At 48.3% G+C, this 12,565-nt stretch carries 12 protein-coding genes; 2 read left to right on the top strand and 10 right to left on the bottom strand.

Translation table 11 applies throughout. The features are described from left to right. Positions 1–172: 172 nt before the first annotated feature. Together ACYVJQ_RS03420 and ACYVJQ_RS03425 are read left to right on the top strand one after the other, a co-directional pair. On the top strand, positions 173–1,045 hold the full coding sequence (locus ACYVJQ_RS03420) for an alpha/beta hydrolase (protein ID WP_460891655.1): 873 nt from the start codon (positions 173–175) through the stop codon (positions 1,043–1,045). 215 nt (positions 1,046–1,260) lie between these two features. Next, on the top strand, positions 1,261–2,604 hold the full coding sequence (locus ACYVJQ_RS03425; protein ID WP_460891656.1) for an NAD(P)/FAD-dependent oxidoreductase: 1,344 nt from the start codon (positions 1,261–1,263) through the stop codon (positions 2,602–2,604). Between the two features lie 1,134 nt (positions 2,605–3,738). Here ACYVJQ_RS03425 and tsf read toward each other — a convergent pair. The 10 genes from tsf to recA all read right to left on the bottom strand — a co-directional run bounded on the left by tsf (position 3,739) and on the right by recA (position 12,558). Then, positions 3,739–4,572, bottom strand: coding sequence for a translation elongation factor Ts (tsf, locus tag ACYVJQ_RS03430; protein ID WP_460891657.1), 834 nt, complete (start codon positions 4,570–4,572; stop codon positions 3,739–3,741). A gap of 154 nt (positions 4,573–4,726) precedes the next feature. After that, on the bottom strand, positions 4,727–5,488 hold the full coding sequence (rpsB, locus tag ACYVJQ_RS03435) for a 30S ribosomal protein S2 (protein WP_460891658.1): 762 nt from the start codon (positions 5,486–5,488) through the stop codon (positions 4,727–4,729). Positions 5,489–5,512: 24 nt separating this feature from the next. Continuing rightward, a complete protein-coding gene (rpsI, locus tag ACYVJQ_RS03440) occupies positions 5,513–5,899 on the bottom strand; it encodes a 30S ribosomal protein S9 (protein ID WP_048919361.1) in 387 nt (128 codons plus the stop codon). A 17-nt stretch (positions 5,900–5,916) separates the two neighbouring features. After that, the gene (rplM, locus tag ACYVJQ_RS03445) at positions 5,917–6,366 is read right to left on the bottom strand and encodes a 50S ribosomal protein L13 (protein WP_460891659.1); all 450 of its coding nucleotides are present in this window, start codon (positions 6,364–6,366) and stop codon (positions 5,917–5,919) included. Between the two features lie 851 nt (positions 6,367–7,217). Next, the gene (locus ACYVJQ_RS03450) at positions 7,218–7,931 is read right to left on the bottom strand and encodes an RluA family pseudouridine synthase (RefSeq protein ID WP_460891660.1); all 714 of its coding nucleotides are present in this window, start codon (positions 7,929–7,931) and stop codon (positions 7,218–7,220) included. Between the two features lie 123 nt (positions 7,932–8,054). Then, on the bottom strand, positions 8,055–9,170 hold the full coding sequence (locus ACYVJQ_RS03455; RefSeq protein ID WP_460891661.1) for a sensor histidine kinase: 1,116 nt from the start codon (positions 9,168–9,170) through the stop codon (positions 8,055–8,057). Next, the gene (locus ACYVJQ_RS03460; RefSeq protein WP_460891662.1) at positions 9,145–9,837 is read right to left on the bottom strand and encodes a response regulator transcription factor; all 693 of its coding nucleotides are present in this window, start codon (positions 9,835–9,837) and stop codon (positions 9,145–9,147) included. Before ACYVJQ_RS03460 ends, ACYVJQ_RS03455 begins: the two co-directional genes overlap by 26 nt. A gap of 238 nt (positions 9,838–10,075) precedes the next feature. After that, the gene (locus tag ACYVJQ_RS03465; RefSeq protein WP_460891663.1) at positions 10,076–10,513 is read right to left on the bottom strand and encodes a hypothetical protein; all 438 of its coding nucleotides are present in this window, start codon (positions 10,511–10,513) and stop codon (positions 10,076–10,078) included. 41 nt (positions 10,514–10,554) lie between these two features. Continuing rightward, positions 10,555–11,364: a DUF3108 domain-containing protein gene (locus ACYVJQ_RS03470; RefSeq protein ID WP_460891664.1), complete on the bottom strand. Its 810-nt coding sequence runs from the start codon at positions 11,362–11,364 to the stop codon at positions 10,555–10,557. Positions 11,365–11,520: 156 nt separating this feature from the next. Then, positions 11,521–12,558, bottom strand: a complete 1,038-nt coding sequence (gene recA / locus ACYVJQ_RS03475) for a recombinase RecA (protein WP_460891665.1) — start codon at positions 12,556–12,558, stop codon at positions 11,521–11,523. Positions 12,559–12,565: the final 7 nt, after the last annotated feature.

The raw sequence follows: 12,565 nt of genomic DNA on the forward strand, positions 1-12,565 counted from the left end.
TTTTTCATAAAATAGGCTCAAAACGCAAATGCCTGGCACCTTGCTTTGGGAAGAAGTCCTTTCCATTACCTTTGCAACGGCTAAGAATACTGCTGCTACCTAAGTGGTATAACCAAACAGGGGCGGGCACTTGCGGTACTCCCTTGTCTAACCCGTAAACCGTTCGCACGTTATGCTCAAAATTCTAGTTCTTCTGGGTCTGCTAATTTCCTGGCAGGCCTCGGCCCAGTTGGGTACTTTGAAAGAGAGCCTGATCACCAAAAGTAAATTACTGGGCCAGGAGGTGGCCTACTCGGTGTACCTACCCGCCGATTATGATCACTCTAACCGGCGGTATCCGGTCCTCTATTTGCTGCATGGGTACTCTGATGATGAAACCGGTTGGGCGCAGTTTGGGGAAGCCCACCTAATTGCGGGGCGCATGATGCAGACTGGTGAGGTTCCGCCAATGATTATTGTCATGCCAGATGCGGGGGTAACCTGGTACCTGAACAGCCAGGACGGGAAAGTGCGGTATGAAGATTTCTTTACCCAGGAGTTCATCCCGCACATTGACGGCAAGTTCAGAACCCGAAACGCCAAAGAGTTCAGGGCTATTGCCGGGCTTTCCATGGGCGGATACGGGGCTCTGCTCATGGCGTTGAAACACCCTTCGCTTTTTGCCGCCGCTGCGCCCCTCAGTGCCGCCGTCTGGACAGATGACCATTTCAAAAGCATGGAAGACGCCTCCTTTAATCGGTTTTTCGGCAATATTTTTGGGCCTAACCCTTCCGGAGAGTCGCGCCTGAATGCGCACTGGTACCAAAACTCGGTCCTGAAACTGGTGGAAACTACTCCCTTGGAGTCACTTAAAAAAATACGCTTTTACATTGACTGCGGCGATGATGACTTTCTGATCAAAGGTAACATGGCCCTGCACTCCGCTATGATAGACAAGAAAGTGCCGCATGAATTCAGGGTGCGTGACGGCGGCCATACCTGGACCTATTGGCGGACAGCCCTCCCAGAAGTACTCCGGTTCGTGGGCGAAAGCTTCCATAGGTAAAGAGGGAACACATTTATAAGTAGAGGAGCCAAGAGGCGTTTAGGGCCTGTTTTCTTAAAAACAGGCCCTAAACGCCTCTTGTTTGTTTCTGAACTGGGCTGGACCTGTGGGCAGTGCGGAATAGAAAATCTTATATACCAAAAACACAGTATAAGTAAGCAAACCAGGTACGCACCTGCCGGGCAGGGGCGTGTATTATTTTCTACCTACGCACTATGATTCAAGTAAACGAACTTACCCTAAACATACCAGATACCACCAAGCCCCGCGTGGTGATCATTGGAGGCGGATTTGGAGGAGTGAATTTGACAAAAAAACTTAAGGGGAAAGAATTTCAGGTGGTCATGTTTGACCGCCAGAATTACCACGGCTTCTGGCCCCTGCTTTACCAGGTGGCTACCGCCGGACTGGAACCCGATGCCATTGCGGAGCCCTTACGGAAGCTATTTGACAAGGAGTATGAGGACTTTCATTTCCGGCAGGTGCGCGTGACGGGCATTAACCCGGTTACCAAGACGGTTTCTACGGTAGTGGGCGATATCTCCTATGATTTTTTAGTTATAGCCACCGGCACCAAGCCCAACTATTTTGGCAATGAACAGATAAAGAAATACGCCTTTCCGTTGAAGGAAATACCTGAGGCCCTGAATCTTAGAAGCCAACTGCTTCAGTCTTTTGAACAGGCTAATATGATCACAGACCCAGAGCTTCGCCAAAGCCTCCTGAACTTTGTGATTGTGGGCGGCGGGCCTACCGGGGTAGAACTGGCGGGTGCCTTGGCAGAAATGCGCCGGCACGTATTGCCCAATGATTACCCTGGCATGGATTTCAGTAAGATGAACATTCTATTGGTAGAAGGCATGGACCGCGTGTTGCCACCCATGGACCCCAAATCAAGCCAGAAGACCCGTGAATACCTGGAGGAGATTGGCATCGTGCTAAAGCTTAATACGTTGGTGGAGTCTTATGACGGCCAGACAGTTACCTTTAAAGGAGGAGAGCAGATCAAAACCAATACTTTAATATGGGCGGCAGGCGTTTCTGGGGCCCAGATTCCCGGGCTTCCGCCCGAAGCAAGTGAGCGGGGCAGGTACCTGGTGAACCAATATAACCAGGTGGTAGGCTTCCCAGATATTTTTGCCATTGGAGATATTGCGCTCATGCGGTCTGAGAAATTCCCGAAAGGCCACCCGGGTGTAGCGCAGCCCGCTATCCAACAGGGAAGGCATTTAGCCAAGAACCTCTATCGCATCCTCAGGAAGGAATCTCTGGAGCCGTTTGAGTATTTTGACAAAGGCTCACTGGCTATTATTGGACGTAACCGGGCGGTGGCAGATTTACCCAAGAACCTGCACCTTAGCGGTTTTATTGCCTGGATTGCCTGGCTCTTTGTCCATATCTATTATCTGATTGGGTTTAGGAACAAACTGGTGGTTTTGAGTAACTGGGTTTATAAGTTCTTTACCTATGAGAACGGAACCCGTATTATCATCAGGCCTTTCATCAGACAAGATGATGTGGCCGGGCAGGCGTTCGTGAAGAAGTATGACGTAGATTAAAGCTATTCCTTCTTACCAGATAGTATTAACTATAAAGGAGGTAGCACTAAAAGGAGATTAGAAATTAAACAACCGAGCTCGCCCTCACTGCTATACTTAAGGTATAGCGGTGAGGGCGAGCCTTTTAAGGAGAAACCGAGATAGGAGGAGAGGGGCTGTAGGTATTATTTTCCAATGCCATCATTTGATAGTTCATCCTATTCCTGAGGGAATTCTTTAAACTTTTTGGGCAGGTTAGTAGCGCTCGGCTTGCCAAATGTTAAATATCAGTTCTTATTACATCTAGCGAATAAAAACTTGAACTTTACTGTTTTAAAAAAGCTTACCTTTGTAACAATCCCCCCTCTACTACCTAACTACTTACTTTTAAGTAATCTTTGATTATTTAGGTAGAATATAAAAAATTAGTAAAATATTTAAATAAAATTCTGTAAGTTCGGTACATAAATACTCGGCTCCTGTAGATTTTGGATCATATTTAAGGTGATTTGGCTTATTTGAATTTTATAAGACACCACTGAGACCAAAAGATGGTTTTGGATATGAAATTTCTGTTTGTTAACACGTTGACCTATAAGTTTTTAGTAAAAGTGTTTCTGGCAGATAATCCCTCTTTTGGCCTTTATCATCCTTTTTAGATTGCAGTAGATTGTAGTGCCACTTTTAGAATAGTTTATTTATAAAGTTTGTTTGTAAACCAATAAATTTCAAAGCCATGAAAGAAAAAGCCACCTTTCTAAGTTACATCTCAGCTGAGAAAAGATTGAGAAAAGAGCAATTGAAGAATAAGAACGCTGCCAAGTCTGGCAACCAACCTTCTGCCTCTGAAAAGCCTCATCCTTCTGACAATTTTTCAGTAGCCCAAGCTTCTTATAATTTCTAGAAGCAGACTAGAGCGGCGTGGCCGACGCTCATGGCGAAAGTTTCCTGCCTTTCCGCGTACGTAGAGGTGTACTTAGCCAAATGATCTAACTTTCTCTGTCTTACTAAAGGTGGCCTTTGGATAAGGCAGAAGCTGTATATCGCTGGAGATAACAAACAACCTGATACCTGTAGGCATTGCCCTATAATAAGAAACCCCGCGGTGTTGACCGCGGGGTTTCTTATTATAGGTACTGTTGTAAGCAGGATTACTTATCCAATAGCAACACGCTTGAACTCAGTTACCGTCATGCCTTTGTTGGCGTTGTCCAGCAACTTGGCAATAGTCAAGGAAGGATCCTTCACAAACTCTTGGTTCAACAGGGTGCTTTCTTTGTAGAATTTGTTCAGCTTGCCTTGGGCAATTTTCTCCAGCATTTCTTCTGGCTTGCCTTCGGCACGGGCCTGCTCTTTTCCAATCTCAATTTCACGCTGGATGGTGTTGGCATCAACTCCGTCTTTGTCAACGGCAATTGGTTTCATAGCAGCAATTTGCATGGCTACGTCTTTGCCCAGGTCAGATACTTCTTTGCCGCCAGTATTGGTCAAACCAACCAATACCCCTAATTTACCATTAGAGTGGTTGTAGGCTACTACTTTCTCAGCTTTGATAGTCTCATAAGAAACTACGTCAATTTTCTCGCCAATCTTACCCATCAGGTCAGTGATGTGGTCTTGCAGCGAACGGCCATCTGCCTGAAGCGTAGCCAGTAAGTCTTCTTTAGAGCCAGAGGTGTTGGCAACGGCAGCAGCCAGAACGGTTTGCGCCAGGTTTTTGAAGTCTTCTACTTTAGATACAGGCTCAGTTTCGCAGGCAAGTGCTACCACTTTCCCTACGGTACCGTCTGCGTTTACGTTGGTTAACACCGCGCCTTCAGAAGTGGCATTGTCAGCACGCTTGCTGGCAATCTTCTGACCTTGCTTGCGGAGAATATCTTTGGCGGTTTCAAAATCACCATTCGCCTCGGTAAGGGCTTTTTTGCAATCCATCATACCTGCGCCAGTTTCCTGACGAAGTCTGTTTACATCTTGTGCTGTAATAGCCATTGTTCTTTTATTAAGAAATACGGATAATAAGATTCAATAGGAGGGTGCGGCTTAAGGGAAAGCGGCACCGTTTGCGTTAAAAAGAAACTGAACACTAGTGGCTATGCTTCCTAATGTTCAGTTTCCTTTACAGTGCGCTTAAGAGATGAGAAGCTTATTCAGCCTCAATTTTCTCCTGGATGCCTTCTTCTTCTGAACGTTTTCTGTCAGAATCTTCTTTGTCAACCTTACGCTCAGAAAGACCTTCTTCAATGGCTTTGCCAATCAAGGAAGTGATCAACGCGATAGATTTAGAAGCATCATCATTTGCCGGGATTGGGAAGTCTACCAACTCTGGGTTAGAGTTAGTATCTACAATCGCAAATACGGGCAAGTTCAGCTTTTGGGCTTCTTTGATAGCGATAGACTCACGCTTCACGTCTACAATGAACAAAGCAGCTGGGAGACGAGACAGGTCAGAGATACCACCTAACACACGGTCAAGTTTCTCACGCTCACGAGACAACATCAAACGCTCACGCTTTGCCATGGCGGCGTACGCAGTGTTTTCTTTTACCATTTTGTCAATAGTTGACATTTTCTTCAAAGACTTACGAACAGTCTGGAAGTTAGTCAACATACCACCCAACCAACGGTCAGTCACATAAGGCATCTTCAGGCGCTTGGCCTCTTCTGCTACTATGTCCTGGGCTTGTTTTTTAGTGGCGACAAACAAAATCTTGCGGCCAGACTTAGCAATCTGCTTAATAGCGGAGATAGCCTCATCCAGGGAAACCAAGGTTTTGTTCAGGTCAATAATGTGGATACCGTTTTTCTCCATGAAAATGTATGGAGCCATTTTAGGATCCCATTTTCTGGTAAGGTGACCAAAGTGTACACCGGCGTCCAGTAATTCTTTATATGTGGTATTAGCCATGATATTTTTACAGCTGATAAAATATTAACGTTTAGAGAACTGGAAGGAACGACGGGCTTTGCGCTTACCGAATTTCTTACGCTCCACCATACGGGGGTCACGCGTTAAGAAACCTTCTTTTTTCAGGGCTGGACGGGTCTCAGCGTTTTCTTCCACCAAAGCCTTGGTGATAGCCAAACGAAGGGCTTCTGCCTGACCGGCAACGCCACCGCCTTTGATATTCGCCTTGATGTCGTATTTGCCAACCGCGTCAATCAGCGACAATGGCTGCTGAACGATGGTTTGCAATACTTCACTAGGGAAGTATTCCTTGATATCTCTATCGTTAATAGTGATATTCCCTTGCCCTGACGTCATGTAAATGCGCGCCACCGAGGTTTTTCTTCTACCAGATGTATTGAGAATTTCCATTAAATATGTCTAGATTATTATTTTGTAAGTTTTACTTGAACTGGCTGTTGCGCCTCATGCGGATGCTCCACACCTGGGTACACAAACAGGTTTCTGAATTGCTCACGGCCCAGACGGGTTCTTGGCAACATACCTCTTACCGCACGCTCTACTAATAAAGTAGAAGATTTGGCTTTCAACTCACGGGGAGTAAACGTGCGCTGACCACCTGGGTATCCAGTGTGTGTCACGAAGGTTTTCTTATCCCACTTCTTACCGGTCATACGAACTTTGTCCGCATTGATCACGATCACGCTATCGCCGCAGTCAGCGTTAGGAGTGAAAGAAGGCTTGTTTTTGCCGCGAAGAATCATGGCAATCTGAGAGGCCACACGGCCAAGGGTTGAGTCTCCGGCGTCTATCACTACCCAGCCTCTATTTGCGGCCGCCTTATTAACTGATAGCGTCTTATAACTTAAATGGTCCATTGTAAATGGTTAATGGGTGAAAAAATAAAGTATCTCTACTTTGAAAAATGGTCACAAAGATAGGAGTAATTTTTTGCAGGTGCAACCTCCAGTTTAGATTATTCCCTTGAAAATCATATGATTTCAGAAGGGAAGCGGCTGTTGGCTATTTTCTTCCTCTGTTATTGAGGCTAGTGCCGTTATTAATAGCCCTGCCGTGTTGGTTGTTTTTCTGACGCCGTTGGTGTTTATAGGGGCCGATGACCCAGACTGCCCCTAGTTATAAACTTGTGCACGCCTTTCCGCCTGCTGCTGGCGTGGCGTCTGCTTTAGCCTTAAGTCCTTATGCCTGGTTGTTGCATGGTTTCCCTCCGAGCGCTCACGGCCGCGGGGCCCCGTCTTTCCCCCTCGCACTGCCCTTGCGGCCGAGTTGCAGTTATCTTTTAGTTAAGCCCCTGCAGGGCCACAAGCGAGGCGCTCGAGGTAAAGACTGGAACGGCGGGAATGCGTGGGAAGGTAATTAGTGTAAGAGGTTGTTGGTGTTTTCGACACGTTTTCTCGAAAACAGGCTCAGAACGCACTATTGCCTCACAATCCGCAATAACCCTTTACTAAACGCAGACTCTCCCCTTGAGGATTGCCCGAACGAGAGTTCGAGGCAGCGAGCGCAGCTCTGAAGAGGGGTGTTTACATCAGCAGATATCTCCCTGGTTCAAGTTTTCAACTTGGACCCAGGGCCTCACCCAAGCATATCGTCCCCCTTTGAAGGGGGTAGGGGGATGACCACTCTTGCAGATTAACCCAACTATTTTGAGCCTGCTTTTACAAAAACAGGCCTAAAATGCATTTACTGCTCTCCGTCTCCAACCAGATTACCCGTTCTTTCTCAACAGTTTCACCAATACCTCAAAATCCTTAGGGTATTCTGCAGTAACCAAGATAAGTTCGCCGTTCAACAAGGTAAAGCCTAATTGGGAAGAATGCAGGGCGAAGCGTTTGATGACAGGTTGTTCCTCGGTGTCTTTGGCCAGGTTAAACTTGCGCTTGAGACTGGAAAGGTACAGGGGCTCGCCACCGTACATCACGTCCTGCACAATTGGGGCTTTCAGGAACATTAAGTGCAGCCTGATTTGGTGCATACGGCCGGTGATAGGACGGCATTCCAGCAGGGTATGGCGGCCGTATTTCTCCAGGGTGGTGAAGTAGGTCTGGGCAGGTTTTCCTTTGTAGGCGAGTTTGGCAATGCCTTTCAGGCCGGGCTGGATGGCGCGGTCCACCAGTAGGTCCTGGAACTCATGGCTGCCCCAGGCCACGGCGTGGTAAATCTTCTGTACCTGGCGGTTCTCAAACTGCATGGAAAGGTGTCGGTACGCTTCGGGGTTCTTGGCGATGGCCAGACAGCCCGAGGTCTCCTTGTCCAAACGATGGCAGGCCTGGGCATCGTCATGATACTGGCGGGCCAGGGTGAGAAGGTTAGTGGCGTTGAAAGAACGGTCTTCCAGGGTAGACAGGAACGGGGGCTTGTTGACCACGATAAAGTCTTCGTTCTCAAAAATTATAAGGTCGCGGAAAGCGGGTAATTTCATAAATACAGGTACGTGAAGCCGGGTCTGCCGGTCTGTTTTGCGGCCGTTTTTGTAAAAACAGGCTTAAAACAGACAACAATCCTAAATCTGCCGCAATTTACCTAAATTATTTGGGGTATCTGTTTAGAGGGCCTTCGGGGCGAAATGACCGGAAGCGGATGGCGCCTTTGATAACTTAAACCGGAGCGTGGTGCCTTGGCCTACCTCACTTCTAATGGCAATGGTAGATTTATGGGCCTCCAGAATGTGTTTGGCAATGGCCAGCCCCAGACCAGAACCGCCGCCAGAGGTATCGCGGGAGCGGCTTTTGTCAATGCGGTAAAAACGCTCAAAAATGCGCGAAAGGTGTTCTTTAGGAATACCCGGGCCATCGTCCCGCACGGTAACCGCGGTCTTCTTGCGGGTATCTTGGAGCGAAACCCAGATGTTGCCGTTGGCCGTTCCGTATTTAATGGCATTGTCCATGAAATTAATCAGCACCTGCTTAATGCGGCTTCTGTCCCCTAGCACCAGGTGGGTCTCTTTAGGTGGGTTGAGCAAGTGGAGCGTCATGTTCCTGGACTGGGCTTTCTTCTCCAACTGCTCAAACACTTCCTGGGCCAGGTCATTTATGTCAAAGGGAGCGGTTTTCATCTGAATTACGCCGTTCTCCAGCTGGGTGATGGTGATCAGGTCCTGCACCAGGGTGTCAAGGCTGTCCAGGCTTTTGGCGGCTTTCTGCAGGAACTTGTCGCGCACGCGCTCATCATCCATGGCCCCGTCCAGGAGGGTATGGATAAAGCCTTGGGCCGCGAAGATGGGGGTCTTGAGTTCATGGGAGACATCGGCCAGGAATTCGCGGCGCATGGCCTGCAGGCGCTTGAGCTCCTCAATCTCCTTCTGGTTGCGCTCCGCCATGAGGTAAATCTCATCTTTAATGCGCTTGAGCGGGTCTGACCTAAATAGGAATTTGTTGCTCATGCGCTTGAAATCCTGGCGCTTGAACTGCTCCATGCCGGCGTAAATGTTGTTGATTTCCTTAAAGATCAGGGCCTCATAGGAGAAGTATACCAGCAGAAAGCACGCCGAGAAGGTAAGCGCCAGGGCCAGTACCTGTTGCTTGAACCCCAACTGGGGCGAAATAAACAGGTAGGCGGCTATGATACCGGCCACCAGTACCGAGATGAGAATGGCAATACCCTGGGAGCTGAGCCTTACTTTGTAGCCTTCAGGCTTAGTCTGTGTTGAATTTGTAGCCAACGCCTTTAATAGTCTTTATCTGGTCTTCGCCTATTTTCTCACGTACCTTTCTAATGTGCACATCTACCGTACGCGGAATCACAAACACGTCATTGCCCCACACGTTATTAAGCAATTCATCACGGCTGAACACCTTGTTGGGGGTGGCCGCCAGAAACGCCAGCAACTCAAACTCTTTCTTGGGTAGCGTGATTTTCTGCTCTCCTTTGGTAACGTTGAAACTGGTGCGGTCAATACGCAGGTCGCCAATCTCAATGGTAGCCACTTGTTCAGGGGTCTGGCTGGTGTCGCGGCGCTTGAAGGCCGCCAACCGGCTTATAAGCGCCCGGGGTTTTATGGGCTTCACAATAAAGTCATCGGCCCCAGCCTCAAAGGCGGCTACCTCAGAAAACTCCTCACTGCGGGCGGTCAAAAACAGAATGTGGGTGTCTTTGAACTTGGGGTTTTCCCGCAGGTGCCGGCAGGCGGTAATGCCGTCCATGACGGGCATCATCACATCCAGCAGGATAATGTCTGGGTTGAATTTCCGGGCAATGTCCAGGGCTTTCTGCCCGTTTTCGCCGTGCGCTACCTCATAGCCCTCTTTCTCCAGGTTGTATTGCAATAATTCTACAATGTCTGGGTCATCATCTACTACCAGAATCTTGTATTTAGCCGGTGTCTGCATAAAGAAGGCGGTTAGTAAGGATTATAAAACCAAAGGAAATCTCTTATTGACAGGCCAAAGATACACATTGCATGTTACCAGAATGTTATGTGTTGTTTTTACGCCCGCCCCGAAAACCTGGCCCTGCAAAATGTAAACGGTTAGGGGACAGGCTGTACAGAAATGGCCCAGAAACAGGAAACCCTGAAAGGCCAATAAAGCTTTTCAGGGTTTCCTGTCTTAGTCTTGAGGTTCAAGGTCAGCCCTTAATCCGCTCAATATTGCCGGTGGCGAAGTGATAGGAAATTTCTGTCGTGCCTATTTTTCTGATTCTGCCAGATAAGTCATAGTCTATGTCATCGTCTCCAATTCCATTCATGCGGCCGTGGCTATCGTATGAAATTTCAGCGTTCCCTACTTTGCTTATTCTGCCCTGCAAGTCATAAGAAACCTCCAGGTTGTTTACCTGCTCAATTCTTTGCTGCGCGTCATAAGACAAGGTACCCTGGCCATTGATCACGTAGGTGATGATAGTGCCTTTCTGGGAAAGCAAAAGGCTTATACCAGATTTAGTGATGGAAAAGGCGGGGCTGAAATCCTGCACAGGAGGATTGGTGCCGTAATTCTTGGCGGTGCTCTTGCCAGCGATTAGAAAGAAGACAGCAAGGGCCAGCGCGAAAAGGTAGGTTTTTCTCATAGGGCAAGGGTTAGGGTAAGTGTTCTTTGGTTTAGAAGCAATTACCGCACCACATTCAGTTTACCTTGCAGGCCAGAGTACTTGTAAAGGTCTACTTTTATGGCACCCACAAACATTTTCGCTTCAAACATAACCGGTACTTTGTTCACGTCATCAGAGAGGTAGACCGTGATGGCGTCTTCGCCGTCAAACAATTTGTTAGAGGGCATGCGCGGTACCAGGCGGTGGGCTTTTATCTTGCCCGCTTTGGTTTCTACGGTAGCCACGCCGCGGTAGGTAATGTTCATGTCAAAGACTTCATCGCCCAGAAAGCCCTGTACCCTGATGGTTTGGCCATTCCGGAAATCATCCAGGTTAAGGGCGCGCAGGTAATAGAAGCCGCTCACCATGTCCTGCACATTGTCTGGCACCTTATGGGTCACGTTCTTCTGGTTCTTGCGGCTGTCATTGACAATGACCTTGTTACTGATGTGGTCAAAGTCAGTGGTTTCCTTGCGCCGGTAGTTGCCTTCCTCAATGTTACGGTGAAACCGCAGCGGGAGCAGGGAGGCGGTGTCTATGTAAGAGGTCCAGGTGTCGCGCACGCGGTGGAAGAAGTCAAAGGAGCCGGTGGTCTTGCCAGACACAGTGGTCTGGAAGGTAGGCCGGTTGTTGATGCGGTGCAGGCTAGGAGATACCTGAATGGTGGCCTCGCCGGCATTAATGACGCCGTAGTGCACTTTGTATTGGAGCACCTCGCCGGTGCCGAAGCTCTCGTTTTTCACGGTACGCATGGTGTCATTGATGGCAAAGCCGCTCAAGACCAATCCTAACAAGGGTATAAGAAGTAGTAGTTGATGTTTTACACGCATAAGCCAGTCTTTCCAATATTCCTGAGGCCATTCAAATGTCGTACCAAACCTAACGGAGAAAGGAACGTGTACAAATTAATGTTTTTTCAGGAGGAACTCAACTTAAACAGAAACGGCACCTTAAAAGGTGCCGTTTTGTAGAAATTATATGAGTAATTATTCTCCGGTGTCTTCCAGAACGGCCGCCACTTTCTCTGGCTCGCCTTTCACAATTGCCCGGATTTTGTCTTCAATCTCTTGCATGAGCTCCTCGTTGTCCAGCAGGAACTGTTTCACGGCATCACGGCCCTGACCTAAACGGTCACCGTTGTAAGAGAACCATGAACCAGATTTCTGCACTACGCTCAGCTCCACCCCAAGATCCAGGATCTCACCTACCTTGGAGATACCCTCGCCGTACATGATGTCAAACTCCACTACTTTGAACGGAGGTGCCACCTTGTTTTTCACCACTTTTACTTTGGTGCGGTTACCGGTAATGCTGTCCGGGCCTTCTTTGATCTGCCCAATACGGCGGATGTCCAGACGAACCGAAGCGTAGAATTTAAGGGCGTTACCACCGGTAGTGGTTTCTGGGTTACCAAACATCACCCCAATCTTCTCACGCAACTGGTTAATGAAGATACACAAGCAACCTGTTTTGTTGATGGTACCGGTCAGTTTACGTAAGGCCTGAGACATCAAGCGTGCCTGAAGACCCATTTTGCTGTCACCCATGTCGCCTTCCAGTTCGCCTTTAGGCACCAGCGCGGCTACGGAGTCAATCACAATGATGTCAATGGCACCAGAGCTGATCAAATGGTCAGCGATCTCCAGGGCTTGCTCCCCGTTGTCTGGCTGCGCAATGAGCAGGTTCTCTGTGTCAATGCCTAATTTCTCTGCGTATGCTTTGTCAAAAGCGTGCTCAGCGTCAATAAACGCGGCAATACCACCTTTTTTCTGGGCCTCGGCTATGCAGTGCATGGTAAGGGTAGTTTTACCGGACGATTCTGGTCCGTAAATCTCTACCACCCGTCCGCGGGGAAGACCACCAATCCCCAGGGCAATGTCTAGGCCCAGTGAACCAGTAGAAATGGCGGGGACGTCCACTACCTGCGTATCATTCAGCTTCATGACAGTACCTTTACCATAGGTTTTGTCCAGCTTGTCGATGGTAAGTTGGAGCGCTTTTAATTTCTCGCTTTGTACACTCATGTTTGTG

Source organism: Rufibacter soli (assembly GCF_054781795.1).